This window comes from Parabacteroides sp. An277, from assembly GCF_002159645.1.
GTDB lineage: Bacteria > Bacteroidota > Bacteroidia > Bacteroidales > Tannerellaceae > Parabacteroides.
On sequence record NZ_NFJB01000021.1, the window covers coordinates 29,673 to 46,920 of the forward strand.

Annotated in this window: 14 protein-coding genes; 4 read left to right on the forward strand and 10 right to left on the reverse strand. The window is 52.7% G+C overall.

The annotated features are described in order from the left end of the window. Positions 1-462: 462 nt before the first annotated feature. From metH to B5F77_RS09650, 8 genes are all read right to left on the reverse strand, one after another. Complete coding sequence (gene metH, locus B5F77_RS09615; protein ID WP_087330210.1) at positions 463-4,149, reverse strand: methionine synthase; 3,687 nt, start codon at positions 4,147-4,149, stop codon at positions 463-465. Positions 4,150-4,413: 264 nt separating this feature from the next. Continuing rightward, entirely contained in the window at positions 4,414-4,875 is a 462-nt protein-coding gene (gene smpB, locus B5F77_RS09620; RefSeq protein WP_087330212.1) for an SsrA-binding protein SmpB, read from the reverse strand. Between the two features lie 12 nt (positions 4,876-4,887). Further along, positions 4,888-5,478 (reverse strand): DUF1282 domain-containing protein, encoded by a 591-nt coding sequence (locus tag B5F77_RS09625; protein ID WP_087330213.1) that lies wholly within the window; start codon positions 5,476-5,478, stop codon positions 4,888-4,890. A 55-nt stretch (positions 5,479-5,533) separates the two neighbouring features. Then, positions 5,534-6,310: a hypothetical protein gene (locus B5F77_RS09630; RefSeq protein WP_087330215.1), complete on the reverse strand. Its 777-nt coding sequence runs from the start codon at positions 6,308-6,310 to the stop codon at positions 5,534-5,536. A 124-nt stretch (positions 6,311-6,434) separates the two neighbouring features. Beyond that, entirely contained in the window at positions 6,435-7,214 is a 780-nt protein-coding gene (locus tag B5F77_RS09635; RefSeq protein WP_140392863.1) for a hypothetical protein, read from the reverse strand. A 39-nt stretch (positions 7,215-7,253) separates the two neighbouring features. Beyond that, positions 7,254-8,423, reverse strand: a complete 1,170-nt coding sequence (locus B5F77_RS09640) for a porin family protein (protein WP_087330218.1) — start codon at positions 8,421-8,423, stop codon at positions 7,254-7,256. Then, on the reverse strand, positions 8,420-8,950 hold the full coding sequence (locus B5F77_RS09645) for a sigma-70 family RNA polymerase sigma factor (protein WP_087330220.1): 531 nt from the start codon (positions 8,948-8,950) through the stop codon (positions 8,420-8,422). Before B5F77_RS09645 ends, B5F77_RS09640 begins: the two co-directional genes overlap by 4 nt. A gap of 593 nt (positions 8,951-9,543) precedes the next feature. After that, positions 9,544-10,383 carry a carboxymuconolactone decarboxylase family protein gene (locus B5F77_RS09650; protein ID WP_343225078.1) on the reverse strand — a complete coding sequence of 280 codons (840 nt, stop codon included), beginning with the start codon at positions 10,381-10,383 and terminating at the stop codon, positions 9,544-9,546. A 170-nt stretch (positions 10,384-10,553) separates the two neighbouring features. Between B5F77_RS09650 and B5F77_RS09655 the strand changes: the two genes are divergently transcribed. The 3 genes from B5F77_RS09655 (at position 10,554) to B5F77_RS09665 (ending at position 13,265) form a co-directional block, all read left to right on the forward strand. Next, positions 10,554-11,387, forward strand: a complete 834-nt coding sequence (locus B5F77_RS09655) for an AraC family transcriptional regulator (protein WP_087330222.1) — start codon at positions 10,554-10,556, stop codon at positions 11,385-11,387. 104 nt (positions 11,388-11,491) lie between these two features. Beyond that, a complete protein-coding gene (locus B5F77_RS09660) occupies positions 11,492-12,172 on the forward strand; it encodes a dihydrofolate reductase family protein (protein WP_087330224.1) in 681 nt (226 codons plus the stop codon). Between the two features lie 58 nt (positions 12,173-12,230). Further along, the gene (locus B5F77_RS09665; protein ID WP_087330226.1) at positions 12,231-13,265 is read left to right on the forward strand and encodes an alpha/beta hydrolase; all 1,035 of its coding nucleotides are present in this window, start codon (positions 12,231-12,233) and stop codon (positions 13,263-13,265) included. A gap of 10 nt (positions 13,266-13,275) precedes the next feature. Here B5F77_RS09665 and B5F77_RS09670 read toward each other — a convergent pair whose 3' ends face one another. Beyond that, on the reverse strand, positions 13,276-14,028 hold the full coding sequence (locus B5F77_RS09670) for a DUF4469 domain-containing protein (protein WP_087330228.1): 753 nt from the start codon (positions 14,026-14,028) through the stop codon (positions 13,276-13,278). A gap of 391 nt (positions 14,029-14,419) precedes the next feature. Between B5F77_RS09670 and dnaK the strand changes: the two genes are divergently transcribed. After that, the gene (dnaK, locus tag B5F77_RS09675; protein WP_087330230.1) at positions 14,420-16,342 is read left to right on the forward strand and encodes a molecular chaperone DnaK; all 1,923 of its coding nucleotides are present in this window, start codon (positions 14,420-14,422) and stop codon (positions 16,340-16,342) included. Positions 16,343-16,410: 68 nt separating this feature from the next. Here dnaK and B5F77_RS09680 read toward each other — a convergent pair whose 3' ends face one another. Then, positions 16,411-17,235 carry an aldo/keto reductase gene (locus tag B5F77_RS09680; protein WP_087330233.1) on the reverse strand — a complete coding sequence of 275 codons (825 nt, stop codon included), beginning with the start codon at positions 17,233-17,235 and terminating at the stop codon, positions 16,411-16,413. Positions 17,236-17,248 lie beyond the last annotated feature (13 nt).

Here is a 17,248-nt window from a genome sequence, read left to right on the forward strand (position 1 = left end):
AAAAGAAGGGGGAAAAGTGCCCCGACGGTTCCAGTTTTCTCACGATGGGACTGTCCGGGCATCCCGACGGCTTCATTTTTCTCACGACGGAGCTTTCCGGGTGCCCCGACGGTTCCAGTTTTCTCACGATGGGACTGTCCGAGCGCCCCGACGGCTTCATTTTTCTTACGACGGAGCTTTCCGGGTGCCCCGACGGCTTCATTTTTCTTACGACGGAGCTTTCCGGGTACTCCGGATAGGATAGTTCATCAAAAAGTAATTGAAAGAGAGAGGGTGTATCATAATGGGTATATAGCACACAGATTACACGGATTAGACAGATAACCACAGATTTATTTAATTATAAATCAATAAAAAGAATCTGCGATCATCTGTTAAATCTGCGTCATCTGTGTGCCATTTTCTATTTTGACAAAGCTCCTCCTTACCTAACATTAGGCATGTATTTTACCGAAACAAATCTTACATCTTCGCCAATATCCGGCGGAGGGCCTCAACGGTAAGTCCACGACGGAGAGCATAATCCTTCATTTGCTCCTCGTCGATACGTCCGATTTGAAAATATTGGCTTTCGGGATGCGCCAGATAGAGGCCACTCACTGATGCTGTGGGCGACATGGCTCCGTTCTCGGTCAAGGTGATGCCGATTTGCGAGAAATCCAACAACTTGTTCAAAAGGAAATTCTCCAATTGGTCGGGGAGCGAAGGATAACCGATAGCCGGACGAATACCTTGGTATTTCACCTTAAATAAATCAGAGACATCGAACCGTTCCTCCGGAGCATACCCCCAATACTCACGGCGCACCCGTTCGTGCAAATATTCAGCTGTAGCTTCCGCCAAACGGTCGGTGAGAGTTTGGAGGAGCATCGCCTTGTAGGTGTCACCCTCTTTCTCGTATTTATCTTTCAGATAGGTAAATCCAGCACCACCCGTCACGACAAAGGCACCTACATAATCCGTCCGCCCTTCTGTTTCCGGCATAACGTAATCCGCCAACGACTTATACGCGCCATCCCGTTTCGTTTGTTGACGGAGTGTTGGGAGGGACATATCGCCTATCCGGATATTATCGCCCACGCTCACGGCTGGAAAGAAACCATACACCGCCCGGCAATACTCCGCGTTGATGTCCTCCAAGTGCTGGAGCATCTTGCGCGCATCCTTGTATAGTTGCATCGCCTCGGCCGCCTTCGCCCGTTCCTTTTCCGGGATGTCGGCCAGCCAAGCCGCCCGGCACGCATCGCATCCATGAATGCGGGTCAATTCTTCGAAACGTCCATTCAATTTCCAGGCCAGAAAGAAGAATGTCCAATGAATATAAGGAATAACTTCCTCTATCGGAATATGCGAAAGGACATGCACGCCCATCTGGTTCGGCCGGACGGGACGATATGCCGCCCAATCCAACTGCACGCGATGCGCACGCGCCTCCTCCAAAGGCACCAGCTCGACGTGCTCTTCCTGCATCGCCTCGCGCAACGACTCATATTCCGCATTCAGACCGGAGACGTATTCATCGTGCGTGGCAGGATTCAACAACTTAGCGGCGATGAGCGGGTTTTGGGAAGCATCCGAGACGTGGATGACCGGCGCATCGTAGTGCGGGGCAATCTTAAGCGCGGTGTGGAGTTTGGAAGTCGTCGCTCCGCCCACCATCATCGGGATATGCAATCCAGCACGCTGCATCTCGTCCGCCACATGCGCCATTTCTTCCAACGAAGGCGTAATCAATCCCGAAAGACACACGATGTCAGGCTTTTCCTGCTTAGCCGTCTCGATAATCTTCTCCGCCGGAACCATTACACCCAGGTCTATCACCTCGTAATTGTTGCACGAGAGGACGATTGACACGATATTCTTCCCGATGTCGTGCACATCGCCTTTCACCGTGGCAAAGAGCACCTTGCCTGCCTTCGCGCTTCCGGACGTTTGCTTCTCGGCTTCGATGGCCGGCTGGAGAATAGCAACGGCCTTTTTCATAGTGCGGGCGGTTTTTACCACTTGTGGGAGGAACATCTTCCCTGCGCCAAACAATTCGCCCACTTGGTTCATGCCGCTCATCAACGGGCCGTCGATGATATCCACCGCACGCGGATATTTTTTTAGCGCCTCCGCCAAGTCCTCTTCCAGATAATCCGGAACACCCTTCATCAGCGCCTGTTCCAAACGGATTTCCAACGGTGTTTCTTTCCGATTATCGTACTGATTCTCCGGATTTATCGTTGTATTTTGTTGCGTTGTATGCTGTGAAGCCCAGCTTATCAATTCTTCCGCCGCCTCTTTCCGGCGATAGAGGATGACGTCTTCCAGCAGATTCCGGAAAGAGGGCTCTATATCTTCATATAAGACCGATGTCGCGGGGTTCACAATGCCCATATCCATCCCTTTCCGAATGGCGTGGTATAGGAACACGGCGTGCATCGCCTCGCGCACATAATTATTTCCCCGGAAGGAAAACGAGAGATTGCTTACTCCACCGCTCACCTTCGCGTCGGGGAGGTTCGCCTTTATCCATTCCACCGCCCGGATGAAATCCAGCGCATAACGGTCGTGCTCCTCCATACCGGTGGCGATGGCCAGCACGTTCGGATCGAAGATGATATCCTCCGGCGGGAATCCGATGCCGGTCAGGAGCCGATAAGCGCGCGCGCAGACCTCGATTTTCCGCTCGAACGTATCCGCCTGACCCTGCTCGTCGAAGGCCATGACCACGGTAGCCGCGCCCAACTTCCGAATCCGCCGGGCATGTTGCAGGAAACGCTCCTCGCCCTCTTTCAAGGAGATGGAATTGACGATGCTCTTTCCTTGCACGCATTCCAGTCCCCGCTCGATGACCTCCCACTTGGAGGAGTCTATCATGAGCGGCACGCGGGCAATGTCCGGTTCGGAGGCGATAAGGTTCAGGAAGGTGGTCATCTCCTGCACGGCGTCGAGCATCCCGTCGTCCATGTTGATATCAATGATTTGCGCCCCGTCGTCCACTTGTTTCCGTGCGATGGAGAGCGCCTCTTCGTATTTCTTCTCTTTAATCAGGCGCAGGAACTTGCGCGAGCCTGCGACGTTGCACCGCTCGCCGATGTTGATGAAGTTCATCTCGGGCGTCACCTCGAGCGCCTCCAATCCGGAGAGCAGCAACGTTCCTTTCCGCGTAGGCGGGACATGCGGACGCCTCCCTTTCACCAGTTCCGGGAAGCGGGCGATGTGTTCCGGTGTCGTCCCGCAACAGCCACCTAAGACGTTCACCAATTCCTCTTCTATAAAGGGACGGACATGTTCGGCCATCCGCTCCGGGCTCTCATCGTACGCCCCGAAACTATTCGGCAGACCGGCGTTTGGATACGCGCTTATGTAAAAAGGAGCTTCGGCGGCCAATTCCCTCAAATAGGGCAACATATCCTTGGCGCCGAACGAGCAATTCAGCCCGACACTCACGATACGCGCATGGCTCACCGAGGCGAGGAACGCCCGCAAGGTCTGGCCCGAAAGCGTCCGTCCGCCTTGGGCCGTCAGGGTGAGCGAGAGCATCACGGGCAGGTCTTTACCCTGTTCCGTCAAGACCGTATCCGCCGCCTCCAATCCCGCTTTGGCATTCAACGTGTCGAAGGTCGTCTCGAAGAGGAGGATATCCACGCCGCCCTCCACCAATGCCTCAATCTGCTCGCGGTAAGCGGCAAACAAATCGCGGTAGGTCACGGCCCGATAGGCGGGATTCGCCACGTCGGGACTCATCGAGGCGGTTTTGTTCGTGGGTCCGACCGAACCAGCCACCAGCGCGATGCGTCCCGGATGCTCCGTCCCGTATTCATCCGCCAATGTACGACACAAACGTGCCGCCGCGAGGTTCATCTCCCGCACGTACGCCTCCGTCCCGTAGTCTGCCTGCGATATGGAGTTTGCGTTAAATGTATTCGTAGTAAAAATATCCGCACCCGCGTCGAGATATTGCTGGTGTATCGCACGGACAACGTCAGGCCGTGTGACATTGAGCAAATCATTGTTGCCCCGGAGCATGCCCGGCACGTCGGCAAATGGCCCCCCGCGGTAATCTGCTTCCGTGAGGCCGAAACGTTGAATCATCGTCCCCATGCCGCCGTCTAACACGAGGATACGCTCCTGCAAAAGTTGTATAAATTGGTTTCTGTCCATATTTTCTGGTTCATTTCTTTACTTTTCTGCCCCAAAACACCACGGTGAACACGGCAAACGACAACGTCATTTGGCGCATTCACGCCGTGATTTTCCATTTTGTCAAAGGTGAATTTTCAGGAAAACAGAGCACACAGATGGCACAGATGATATGGATTTACACAGATTTATTATAAAGCCCTAAAAATAAAATCAGTGGTCATCTGTTTTATCTATGTCATCTGTGTGCCACTTCCCTTTTACACATTCCGCTCTGCCGGTCCGTCAGCGCTGGAAGGCGCGTGCCATCTCGCGTTTGTCGTCGCGGTCTTTGATGGCGTTGCGCTTGTCGTATTCCTTTTTACCGCGGGCGATGGCCACGATGAGCTTCGCCAGTCCTTTGTCGTTTATAAACAGACGAGTCGGAACGACCGTGAAGCCGCTCGTGCGGATGGCATCGTCCAATTTGCGGATTTCCTTGCGGTTGAGCAGCAATTTGCGGTCGCGGCGGGCGTTGTGGTTGTTGTATGTCCCGTAGAAATACTCGGCAATGTACATGTTTTTCACCCAGACTTCGCCCTTCTCGACGATGCAAAAGGTATCCACGAGGCTGGCCTTTCCCTGGCGGATAGACTTGATTTCCGTCCCGGTCAAGACGATGCCCGCGGTGAACGTATCGAGCAACTCATAATCGAACGTTGCCCGTTTGTTCTTAATCGATATGTTCTTCTCAAATTTTTCTTTCATAAAACAATAGGATTAATGGAACGCCGGCATCAAAACGACAAACAGCTTGTTGATGACGAACGGCGTCAGAATCAGGATAAGGGAGGCAATGGCGGTGAACTTCATCCGCACGCCCTCGTCCACTTTCATATAAATAACAGCGCCTTCCCATACGATATAGAAGGTGTAAAGCACAAAGACATAAAGGAAAAAGAAGTCCGGCAACAGCAGCCGTACGATTTCCAACACATACAGCAACGAGGATGCCAACCCGACAAACGACTGGCAAAGCCGCACATCCTTCGGCTGCTTGAACAGCCCCTTCCATACTTCGCCCAGCAGATAAGAGGCCAAATAAAAGCCCCCAAAGAAGGAGACCAACGTGAGGATGGCCGACTTGAGCGCATACTCGAAATCAAACTCCTGCCGCGTGCAAATACTCAGGAAGGCAGCCACCGTCATCAACCCGATGAAAGGATATACATAATTACTGAGGAAATGTTCGTGTTGCGCTTTGTTCCGCCCCTCTTGGATGCCGTGTTCGCGCTCGACCGCCAAGCTCTTCCACGTTTTCGAAGGGCGGGATATCAGTTCCAATACCAGTTTAAATATCAATTTATACATACGATTTATCTGATTTGATGATTGCAAAAATACGAAAAGGACTTGTGTCTCCCAATTATTCCGGTTGATATTTCAGCATGACAGTATGCAAATCGGAGGTTTCCCACGTATATTCCGTCGAATCGGGCGAGAAGCTGGTGGGATAAACGAACCGGATGTTCAGCGAATCGCCGCTCACGTAGCCCTTGGCCCGCGCCTGCTCGACAAGGGAAGCTATTTCAAACGCCTGCGGGACGTTCCAATTCCGGCGGATGGCGGTGTCGCCCGCTATCCACGTCGCCCGTGAACGGACATACAGTTCCAAGCAACGGAGTCCGGTCAGCTCGTCTAAGACAGGCTCCGCCTCTGGGTCGTACGAGAAAGTATACGTGTTGGTTTGGGAAAGATAATAGCGGTTGTATTCCGGGAACAGGAAAAGATAGCCGTCTACATATAGGCTCGATTCGGGATTGATATCCGGAAAGGTCTCATCTCGATGGACGTCTACCGTGTCGGGCGAAGTCAGCAACACCCACTTCGACACGGGCGTGTACGAAAGGATGGAGACGTCATGGATATCCTTTGTTTCCGCCCACTCTTGCTGCTCTTTATAATCTAAGCTGCCCCAATTCAGGCGGAAATCCACCAGACAACAATCGCCCTCTTCGGCGGCTTGAGTTTGAAACGCATCCGAGGTGATGCCGCTCCCGTCTCGCAACCGGATGATTTTCTCCGGCACGAGGCGCACCACGCCCGCTTGCGAGCCATACGTTTCCCAATAACCGCTCTCGCCCATGCACGACGCCAGCATCATCGCCAGCATCACATACAGAATTCCTGCTCCTTGTTTCATAGAATCTTCCTTTTTCCGCCGGCAAAGGTACGAAAAAGCATGAAAAATGCCGTATCGAAAGCAGGTTTAACCTCTTCGACACGGCTTATCAAACAACTAAATTTATTAAGTATATGGAAAATCGTTATTGTTGCGTCACTTGCATATACAATGGATCCGATACTCTCCATTCCGTAATTTGGTTGTTCAACGTATCGGTCGCATACTTAAAGCGAATGTAATAAAGTTCATTTCCCGACGCCCGCTCGAGGGAGTTGATACGGTCTATCGCGGTCTTTACATTGTACGCTTGAGGAACAGCCGTCACGGAAGCCCCTGTTTCGTCCGTGCCCTCCATCGTCGCGCGCACATAAAAATCATAACAATTGGTTCCTTGATAAACGACAGGCTTCCATTCGACCGGATAGCTCAAATACCATTCCATCGTACGCAACTGACTGCTGCTTGCCCGCACGCTGGAAGCCATCATCAACCAGCCATCCACATAATTCTGGTAATTCGAAGTCACATACCCGGAAGACAACAGCACCTCGTTCTCCATCAGGTTCAACGTATCGGTCGCATAGCCCGCGTTTCCCTTCTCGATGATTTCCGGTGTCTGCAAAATCGAAGCTACATAATAACCGCGCTGGGCGACGTTCGCATTTTCGTCTGCGTTGTAATCAATCATCCAATTCACACCGACGCATGTGTTGGCCGGATAATTCGTTTCGTTGTCGAGTTCCGCAATATAAAGCATGCCACCACCCGTGTTCAACATCATGAGTCCACCTGCATTCATATTCCGCGTCATGACACCTGAAACCCAACCAGATTGTTCATTTGTACCGCCATTCAAGCAAGAAGTAAACAAAGCCATCATGGCAGAAAGGGCTGCCACCACCCACACACTACATTTCTTCATTTTTCCTTTTATCTTTTATTTTGTTCATTTATATCCTATTCAAAAGCCTAAGCGAAAGCCGAATTGCAGCCCGAAGCTGAAGGGCTTTTCGCTGTGATAGGTCTCTATTGTGCTTCCATTGTCGAAATAATAATCCGCGCCTGCTTCGGCATACGCGCTCACGAAGCGGATAATCGGATAGCTGACGCCCACCCGGCCGTTCACCGAGAAATAGGGCTCCTTCATCCGTTGCTTCTCAGTGAGCGAAACGATTTTCTCTTCCGGCGAATGCAGCTCCGTACGCAATTTGCCCGCCACGTTCAATTCCACCTTTCCGCCTGCCGAAGCATAGAATTGGAAACGGTTCCACTCGGCAATTTGGTACGTCACGCCCAGCGGAATGCCCAGAAAATGCAGCTTCTGCTTGTTCTCGCCCCAATAAGCGCTCTCAGTCTTCCATTCCGATGCCACGTAGGAATAGGTCAACCCGCTCTGCAGCGACCAGCGTTTTCCTAAATAATAGCTCACGCCCACGCCGAACGACACCGGCATCTTATGGTGGATGTCCGTCTTCGAGGATTGCTGGACATAAGCCGCCGAGTTCATCATCGCCAAACTCTCGTTGGCCATCAGCGAAGAACCGCGCAGACCAAACGCGCCCACCGAACTATTGTTTCCGGCCGAAAGGCTTCCCGCACCCATGCCGAAGCCCCACCTGCGGGGTTTCACCGGCTGCGCTTCCGCCCGGAGCGTCTCGACTGGACGCACCGATGCGGGCATTTCCGTGTCCCACGCCGGGGCTGCCGTTTCCACGCGGGGCAAAGCGGTGGCCAACAGCGCGGCGTTCCTTTGGATGGGCACCTGCGCCTCCTTCGCTTGTGGTACAGCCACACGACGTGCGGCACGGACAGGCTGCGCTTCTACCGCCTGTGCCAATAGCGTTTCCGGCTGTGCCCTCAAAGGCGCTTCAACCTCCACCGGTTCCACTTCCGGCACCCCCGCCACGACCGGCACCGGCTCTTTCGGGTTTGAAGCAAAATAAACGCCTGAAACCAAAGCCAACAGTACCGCCGCCACAGCTGCTGCCCGCGCATACCCTGTACGCCACCATGAAACAGCAGGACGAGACAAACGCGCCTCTATCGCTTCCCACGCCGGCGCGACCTCTTCCTCCCGTTCGTATAGCTTCGAGCGGAACACGTCATCCCAATTATCTCTCTCCTGTTTCATGTATATAATTCCTTTATCTGTTTCTGTAACAATTGCCTCGCCCGCGTATATTGCGAACGGGACGTACTTTCCGTGATGCCCAGCGCCTCGCTGATTTCCCGATGCGAATAGCCTTCGATGGCAAACATGTTGAACACGGTCCGGAAACCCGGCGGCAGGTCGCGTATCAACTGCATCAACTCGTCGGCCGAGAGCTTCGAAACCGCCGAGGCGTCGGGCTGGACCAGCTCCGCCGTATTGTCCAAATCGGTCGATTCGCGCAGCACATCCGACTTCCGCAAGTATTCCAACGCGCCGTTCACGAATATCTTTCGCATCCATCCCTCGAACGAACCGGTGCCCGTATAGGTTTGGATATTCGTAAACACCTTGATGAACCCGTCTTGTGTCAAATCGCGGGCCGTCTCCTTATCGTTGACATACCGCAGGCACACCGCCCCCATTTTTCGGGCGTACTTCTCGTACAATTCCCGTTGCGCCAACCGGTTCCCTTGCTTGCAACCCGCTATCAGTTGTTGTTCGTCCATCTTCACCTATCCCGCATCGCCCGCCATCGCTGGAAGCGTTCACATTTTATACGATGTAGTTGCCCCTCCAGACGCTGCATACCGCCCCCGAAAAAAGCCAACTTTCTTTTCCGGGTGCAAAGATACAAGAAATTAGGCGAACAGGGTCTTTCGCATGAGAAAAAGCATACGCAAAACGGAGAGGCGCGTTTTGCGTAGCCCTACGGAATGACCGCATCGACGGCAGGAAGTTTTCGTAGCCCTACGAAACGGCCACGCCGACGGCAAGGAGTTTTCGTAGCCCTACGAAACGACCACGCCGACGGCAGGAAGCTTTCGTAGCCCTACGAAATGGCCGCGCCGACGGCAGGAAGTTTTCGTAGCCCTACGAAACGGCCACGCCGACGGCAGGAGGTTTTCGAAGCCGTACGAAACCATCGCGACTCGGTTTTCGTAGGCATACGAAAAGTATTCGGTTCGATTTTGCGAAGCTGAAACAAACGAATGAATATAGCATCCTATCCAATGGGAATCAAATTAAATTCCGTAACAACCGACCCCTAAAAATGAAAAAGGAGCCTCTCAAGGCCCCTTCTTCATTCCTCATACCACATTTAATCCAACTTATCATACTCCGCATCCGTCACCGGTTCGAGCCATTCGTTGGAGCTATTTTCTCCTGGAATCTCGAAGGCGAGGTGGGCGAACCAACTATCCTTTGCAGCTCCATGCCAATGCTTTACGTTGGCAGGAATGTGGATGACGTCGCCCGGGCGCATCTCGACGGCGGGTTTGCCCGCTTCCTGGTACCAGCCACGGCCCGCTACGCAGACCAGCATCTGCCCGCCGCCCTTCGTGGCGTGGTGGATATGCCAGTTGTTGCGGCACCGCGGTTCGAACGTGACGTTCGCGAAGGGAATTTGCTCGGTCGAAACCCTTGCCAGGTAACTATTCCCGATGAAATACTGCGCGTAGGCGGTGTTCGGTTCGCCAATCGGGAAAATCATCTCGCGCTGGAAAGCCGCCTTGCCATTATCGTCGGTCGCCTCTTCCGCCCAGACATCCTTCGCCAAGCGGAAAGCGCCCCAGGCATTCGGCCAACCGGCATAGAAGGCGATGTGGGTCAGCATCTCGGAAATTTCGGTGCGTGTGACGCCATTCTGCTTCGCAAATTGCAAATGGTGCGTGAGCGACGAATCGATGATACCTTTGCCCACCAACGTCGCGATGGTAATCATGCTGCGGTCGTGCGGACTCAATCCCGCGCGGTTCCACACTTCGCCAAACAGGACGTCGTCGTTCAGTTCGGCAAACTTCGGGGCGAACTCGCCCAGTTGCACACGGCCAGCCGTCTGCGTAATCTTTTCTTGTGCCATATTCATTTGAACATTAGAAACCGAAAGCAAAGCTCCCAGCAGGAGCGCCTTCGGCAAGTGAAACATCGTTGTATTCATATTCATTTATCGTTATAATATTATGCTGTTATGGTAGTGCATTTATTCGATCAAAGGTAAATACGTACAGCCAAAGGCATGTGCACAAATTACCGAGGTTTGTACCTATTTTACTTATTCCGGCAATTTTATATCTTTGCAGTTGGAAATCAAATAAAACGACAAGCCAGATGAAACAAGAACAAGCCGGCCCTTTGAAGGTCATCTTTAATTATAATAATGTATTCTTCAGCTTTTTCTACGACGACACGAGCGGATGCATCCACCGTTCGCGCGAATTTGCCCTCAACTATGTCTATTCGGGTGAGATGCTGCTCGATAACGGCCGCGAGCAAATACACGTGGGGAAAGGAGAATGCGTTTTCATCCCGCGCGACCATCATATCACAATGTATAAACGGACGGCCGGAGGCGAACGGTATTGCGGCATTTTCCTCTCGTTCACCCGTCCTTTCCTGAAAGAGATGTACCGCCAGTTCGAATCTTATAAAGCGCCCGCGAACACGCCGAAGCTGGAAGGCGTCGTCAAACTCCCGAAAACCGTAGAGCTGGCCAGCCTCTTTGCCTCGATGACGCCCTATTTCGACCCCGACGTGAAGCCGCAAGACGATTTCATGCAACTGAAACTCCAAGAAGGACTGCTGGCTTTGCTCCATATCGACCTGCGGTTTGCTCCGACCCTCTTCGATTTCAGCCAGCCTTGGAAGATAGACATCCTGGACTTCATGAACCAAAACTACATGTATGAATTCACATTGGAAGAGCTGGCGCACTATACGGGGCGAAGCTTGGCTACGTTTAAACGCGACTTCAAGAAGGTGAGCGACCTTACGCCCGAGAAATGGCTCATCCGCAAACGCCTCGAAGTGGCTTATGCCCTGATAAAAAAGGGCGGGAAGAAGGTGGCAGACGTCTATGCCGAAGTCGGATTCAAAAACCAATCCCACTTCTCGACCGCCTTCAAAAAGGCGTATGGCGTATCGCCGAAGGCCATTTCCGCCTAAATGCGCATGAACTTTTCAACAATGCATCTTTGAGCTTCACAGCAATGCCCATGTATGGATTTTCTTATACTTTTGCCTTCGTAATCATTAATAATAATTGAAATATGAAACCATACATTGTGTGCCACATGATGGCCTCTATCGACGGCCGCATCGATTGCGAGATGACTGAACGCATCGGCGGCGATGAATATTACGACGCACTGGAGCAACTGAAGTGCGATTCGACGCTTGCCGGACGCGTCACGATGCAGATGCACTACGCTTTGCCTGAACCGTTCGCGCCGCAAGACGCCACGCCGATAGGCGAGCTCTCTATCCATAAAGCCATCGAGGGCGCGAGCGGCTATACGATAGCTATCGACACGAAGGGCTCGCTGCGCTGGCCGAGCAATATGGCAGACGGATTGCCCCTGTTGGTCATCACGAGTGAACAGGCATCGAAGGAATATCTGGAGACGTTGCGCGGGCAACGCATCTCGTGGATGGCGGTCGGGAAGGAACACATCGACCTCGCCCAGGCAGTCGACATCCTGCATACACATTTCGGCGTGAAGCGCCTGGCCATCGTCGGAGGCGGACATATCAACGGTGCCTTCCTCGAAGCAGGTTTGCTGGATGAAGTGAGCGTCGTCGTAGGTGCTGGCATCGACGGACGTGCGGGCATGACGGCTGTGTTCGACGGCATCGCAGACAAAGCATATCCCACGACCATCCTCCGCCTCGAACAGGTGGAGCGCATAGGCGAAAACTCCGTTTGGCTCCGTTATTCCTTCCCTAAATAAATAATATATGAACAGACTGACAAAACTAAGCCTTGCTTTCCTCGTCTGTGTTTGCAGCATGGGATGCCAGGAAACGCAACAGAAAACAAGGGATCATTCATCTAAAACAGACCACATCATGGAAGAAAAACTGCATTTAACACAAGACTGGGATAAAGTATTCCCACAAAGCGACAAGGTGAACCATTCGAAAATTACGTTCCACAACCGTTATGGCATCACGCTGGCGGCCGACTTGTACGTGCCCAAAAACGCGACGGGCAAACTGCCAGCCATCGCGGTGAGCGGTCCGTTTGGTGCCGTCAAGGAACAAGTATCGGGGCTTTATGCCCAAACGTTGGCCGAACGCGGCTTCCTCACCCTCGCCTTCGACCCTTCCTTTACAGGTGAAAGCGGCGGAGAGCCCCGTTATGTAGCTTCGCCGGACATCAATACGGAAGATTTCAGCGCGGCGGTTGATTATCTCTCGACGCGCGACGACGTGAATCCCGCACAAGTAGGCATCCTCGGCATCTGCGGTTGGGGCGGATTTGCCGTCAATGCCGCTGCCATCGACACACGCATCCAGGCAACGGTCGCCGTCACGATGTACGATATGACGCGCGTCACCGCCAATGGCTACTTCGACTCGGCCGACAACGCCGACGCCCGCCATGCCCTGCGCCAGCAACTCAATGCCCAGCGCACGGCAGATTATAAGAACGGCACCTATGCCCTGGCCGGCGGCGTCCCCGACTCGCTTCCCGCCGATGCGCCGCAATTCCTAAAGGATTACCACGACTACTACAAGACGCCGCGCGGCTATCACAAACGGTCGCTGGGGTCGAACGGAGGCTGGAACGTGACCTCGTCGCTCTCGCTCCTCAACATGCCGATTCTCGCGTATGCCAGTGAAATCCGCAGCGCCGTGCTCCTCGTCCATGGCGAAAAGGCGCATTCCCGTTACTTTAGCGAAGACACGTACAAGAAGCTGAAGGGCGACAACAAGGAGCTGCTGATTGTCCCCGATGCCGTCCATACCGACTTGTACGACAACCTCGAGAAGATTCCGTTCGACCGGATTGAATCCTTCTATCGTCAATATTTCAAGTAAATAGTACTCCTTATTCTACCGTCAATGCGCGTGGGAAGGTATAGCCCCTGGCCTCCTGGAGCGGTCGGGGGCTTGTCGTACATTGGCTCACCACCCGCACGAGGTACGTCCCCTGCGCCAGGTCGGCGGGCAGCATCACGACGATGCGCTTCCGCGTGTTCACCAACAGCTCTTCCGGACGGATATGCACCGCCACCGCGCCCGTCGCCTCCTCCAGCAGGTAGACGCCGCGCTCCGGCAAGTCGCCGTTCATCAAGAGCATATCGCCGGTAATCGTCATACCCGCGCCCGGTTTCGCCACGAGCATATCCGACCCGTCGAACCCCCAGACGAGGTTGTAAATCACCAGTTGCTTGCCGCCGCCCTGCCCGATCTCCTCGAGCAGCGGATTGGCCATCGCGCGGCGCATGCGGGCGTTCATGGCATAATGCACCACGGCCTCGTTTTGCGCCCGCACGTTCGAGTCGTACCGGCGCGAGGCTTGCCACAGGCCCTTCACCCCCGGCGTCAACCGCCCAATAGGCAGCGAAACCGAGATACCCGCCACCAGGCACTCTTCTATTTTATTCATAATCAGTCCCGCTGCATGTTTCAGATTATCATAATCCAACGCGCATCCGCCCTCTTTCACGATGCTTTGCAGCACCTCGTCCAGGTCGTAATGCCCGTTCAGTTTCAATTGGGGAATCAGTTCCCCCTGCGTATGAGGCGTGAGATTCGACTTCCTCAGCTTCACTTTCCATTTCGGTCTTTTCTGGCTCATGGTCTACTGTTTAAAATGCATTGTCTCCTGCCCTATCCAGGCTTCATATCTATGCAAAGATACAAAAATATTCCACGTGGAATACACAAATATTCCACCTTAGATATTTTCATATTCCACATGGAATAGGAAGCCTGGATAGAGCGGGCGAACGGGCCACGGCAGGACAACCGGCCGAGCGTCTCTAAACCCTGTGTGATTCTGCCAAAATAGGGAGCGGAAACGGAAGGTTGGAGGCGGAAACAGGACTTTTTGTCAGGCGAACTGACATTTAAAAGAGGAAGGCAACGGTTTGGACTTTTGGCACACCGTTTGTAAGAAAATAGGTGTGCTGCCCGAAAAAGGGCACACGAAATGAACAAGAATAATAACAATAAAAAATATAGAAATCATGGGAAAGATTATAGGAATCGACTTAGGAACAACCAACTCGTGTGTAGCCGTTTTGGAAGGTAACGAACCGGTTGTTATCGCAAATAGCGAAGGTAAAAGAACTACTCCTTCTATCGTGGCATTCGTAGAAGGTGGCGAACGTAAGGTAGGTGACCCGGCTAAACGTCAGGCCATTACAAACCCGCAGAAGACGGTGTTCTCTATCAAGCGTTTCATGGGTGAGACGTTCGACCAAGTACAGAAGGAAATCGCCCGCGTACCGTACAAGGTAGTTCGTGGCGACAATAATACACCGCGTGTAGATATCGACGGTCGTCTCTATACGCCGCAGGAAATCTCAGCAATGATTCTGCAGAAGATGAAGAAAACAGCTGAAGATTACTTGGGACAGGAAGTAACGGAAGCCGTTATTACGGTACCGGCATACTTTAGCGACGCACAACGTCAGGCTACGAAGGAAGCGGGTGAAATTGCCGGTCTGACGGTTCGCCGTATCGTAAACGAACCGACCGCTGCCTCTTTGGCTTACGGTTTGGACAAGGCCAACAAGGATATGAAGATTGCCGTATTCGACTTGGGTGGTGGTACGTTTGATATCTCTATCTTGGAATTGGGCGACGGCGTGTTTGAAGTGAAATCAACCAACGGTGATACACACCTGGGAGGTGATGACTTCGACCATGTCATTATCGACTGGTTGGCAGAAGAGTTCTTGAAAGACGAAGGCGTAGACTTGCGTCAAGACCCGATGGCATTGCAACGCTTGAAGGAAGCTGCTGAAAAGGCAAAGATTGAATTGTCGAGCACGACAACCACAGAAATCAACTTGCCGTACATCATGCCGGTAAACGGTGTGCCTAAGCACTTGGTAAAGACCTTGACGCGTGCTAAGTTTGAGCAACTGGCCGATAGCTTGATTCAGGCATGTATTCCTCCTTGCCAGCAGGCGTTGAAGGATGCGAACCTGAGCACATCGGAGATCGATGAAGTGATCTTGGTAGGTGGTTCGACGCGTATTCCGGCCGTACAGGAAATCGTACAGAAGTTCTTCGGTAAGGCTCCGTCTAAAGGTGTGAACCCGGATGAAGTAGTCGCTGTAGGTGCTGCTATTCAGGGTGGTGTCTTAACGGGCGAAGTGAAGGATGTCTTGCTGTTGGATGTGACGCCGTTGTCATTAGGTATCGAGACAATGGGTGGCGTGATGACGAAGTTAATCGAAGCCAACACAACCATTCCTACCAAGAAGTCGGAAGTGTTCACCACAGCTGTAGATAACCAGCCATCGGTAGAAATCCACGTATTGCAGGGTGAACGTTCGTTGGCTAAAGACAATAAGTCTATCGGCCGCTTCCACTTGGATGGCATTCCTGCCGCTCAACGGGGTGTACCTCAGATTGAAGTAACCTTCGATATCGATGCCAACGGTATCTTGAATGTATCGGCTAAGGATAAAGGCACAGGTAAAGTACAGAGTATCCGTATCGAAGCATCCAGCGGTTTGAGCGAGGACGAAGTAAAACGGATGAAAGAGGAAGCTGCAGCCAATGCAGAAGCCGATAAGAAGGAAAAGGAACGTATCGATAAGTTGAATCAGGCCGACAGCATGATTTTCCAGACGGAAAAGCAACTGAAAGACCTGGGCGATAAGATTCCGGCCGACAAGAAGGCTCCGATTGAAGCTGCATTGAATAAGTTGAAAGAGGCACACAAAGCACAGGATGTAGCAGGTTGCGATGCAGCCATGAACGAACTGAACGCCGTGTTCCAGGCTGCCAGCCAAGAAATGTACAACCAAGGTGGTGCACAAGCAGGCGGCGCTAACTTCGGAGGCGCACAAGGCAATCCGAACGCAGGCAATGCCGGCAATAACAACAACGGTAAAGACAATGTAACGGATGTGGACTTTGAGGAAGTGAAGTAAATCACTTCTCCACACAATACCCAAGAAAATCCATGTGGCCTGGCTACATGGATTTTCTTTTTATATACTCACCATCCAGCCAACGGAATCTTCCGCACAGGAGGCGGAAAGGCGGCATCAATCGCCTGCCAATCTTCTTCTGTCAAGACAAGGGAAAGACTCCCATAATTTTCTTCTACATGGAGCATGTGGCTCGCTTTGGGAATAGGCATCACGCCTGGGCGGCGCATCAGCCAGGCCAGTATCACTTGCGTAGGCGTAGCTCCGTGCCGACGGGCAATTTCCTTCAACGTTTTATGATTTCTTAACTGCCCTTCTCCCAACGGCGTATAGGCCATGACGGGTATCCGATGGCGTTCGCTCCACGGAATAAGGTCGTATTCAATACCCCGGTTTCCCAGATTATACAACACTTGATTGGCAGCACACTCTGCACCATTGGGAAGCGAAAGGATGTGCTCCATATCAGCCACGTCCAGATTGCTCATGCCCCAATGCCGAATCTTACCCTCCTTGCGTAGTTCTACCAGCGCACGGACAGTCTCGGAGAAAGGATACCGTCCAATCCAATGCAACAAGTAGAGGTCAATATAATCCGTCCCGAGCCGGCGCAAACTCCGTTCGCAAGCCCGCTTCGTCCCTTCATAACTGGCATTGCTGGGCAACACTTTGCTTACAATAAAGGCTTTGTCCCGACACGGACGCACGGCCTCGCCCACCAGCTCTTCCGTGCCATACATTTCAGCGGTATCGATTAGCGTCAATCCCAACTCAATACCCCGGCGCAAAGCCTGTATCTCTTCGCTCCGCCTACGTCCCCCCATTTGGTATGTGCCTTGTCCGAGCGGACAAATCTGTTGCCCATCGGGAAAAGTAATCAATCGTTGTTCCATCTTCCTACCAGCT

Coding starts and splice junctions, on each gene's coding strand:
- B5F77_RS09680 (WP_087330233.1), bottom strand. CDS start 17,235: ATGGAACAACGATTGATTACTTTTCCCGATGGGCAACAGATTTGTCCG.
- B5F77_RS09665 (WP_087330226.1), top strand. CDS start 12,231: ATGGGATGCCAGGAAACGCAACAGAAAACAAGGGATCATTCATCTAAA.
- B5F77_RS09640 (WP_087330218.1), bottom strand. CDS start 8,423: ATGAAACAGGAGAGAGATAATTGGGATGACGTGTTCCGCTCGAAGCTA.
- B5F77_RS09625 (WP_087330213.1), bottom strand. CDS start 5,478: ATGTATAAATTGATATTTAAACTGGTATTGGAACTGATATCCCGCCCT.
- dnaK (WP_087330230.1), top strand. CDS start 14,420: ATGGGAAAGATTATAGGAATCGACTTAGGAACAACCAACTCGTGTGTA.
- B5F77_RS09635 (WP_140392863.1), bottom strand. CDS start 7,214: ATGAAGAAATGTAGTGTGTGGGTGGTGGCAGCCCTTTCTGCCATGATG.
- smpB (WP_087330212.1), bottom strand. CDS start 4,875: ATGAAAGAAAAATTTGAGAAGAACATATCGATTAAGAACAAACGGGCA.
- B5F77_RS09630 (WP_087330215.1), bottom strand. CDS start 6,310: ATGAAACAAGGAGCAGGAATTCTGTATGTGATGCTGGCGATGATGCTG.
- B5F77_RS09670 (WP_087330228.1), bottom strand. CDS start 14,028: ATGAGCCAGAAAAGACCGAAATGGAAAGTGAAGCTGAGGAAGTCGAAT.
- B5F77_RS09650 (WP_343225078.1), bottom strand. CDS start 10,383: ATGAATACAACGATGTTTCACTTGCCGAAGGCGCTCCTGCTGGGAGCT.
- B5F77_RS09655 (WP_087330222.1), top strand. CDS start 10,554: ATGAAACAAGAACAAGCCGGCCCTTTGAAGGTCATCTTTAATTATAAT.
- B5F77_RS09660 (WP_087330224.1), top strand. CDS start 11,492: ATGAAACCATACATTGTGTGCCACATGATGGCCTCTATCGACGGCCGC.
- metH (WP_087330210.1), bottom strand. CDS start 4,149: ATGGACAGAAACCAATTTATACAACTTTTGCAGGAGCGTATCCTCGTG.
- B5F77_RS09645 (WP_087330220.1), bottom strand. CDS start 8,950: ATGGACGAACAACAACTGATAGCGGGTTGCAAGCAAGGGAACCGGTTG.